This window comes from Pseudomonas defluvii, from assembly GCF_001695625.1.
Lineage (GTDB): Bacteria > Pseudomonadota > Gammaproteobacteria > Pseudomonadales > Pseudomonadaceae > Aquipseudomonas > Aquipseudomonas defluvii.
The window spans coordinates 1-275 of sequence record NZ_MBPN01000355.1; the positions used below are offsets into that span (position 1 = coordinate 1).

A 275-nucleotide genomic window follows, 5' to 3' on the forward strand; every position below is an offset into this window, starting at 1 on the left:
TCTGTAGCTCAGTTGGTTAGAGCGCACCCCTGATAAGGGTGAGGTCGGCAGTTCGAATCTGCCCAGACCCACCAATTACTTGTGGTGAAAGCCTGTAGCAATACGGGGCCATAGCTCAGCTGGGAGAGCGCCTGCCTTGCACGCAGGAGGTCAGCGGTTCGATTCCGCTTGGCTCCACCATCTCCACTTGCTTACCACGTCAAAGCTTAGAAATGAATATTCGCGTCGAATATTGATTTCTGAACTTTTTCAGAATCGTTCTTTAAAAATTTGGG

General features: G+C 49.8%; 1 tRNA gene. It reads left to right on the top strand.

From position 1 onward, the window contains the following. The first annotated feature begins 104 nt into the window (after positions 1 to 104). A tRNA-Ala gene (locus EKA13_RS27660) sits at positions 105 to 180 on the top strand. The last annotated feature ends 95 nt before the right edge of the window (positions 181 to 275 follow it).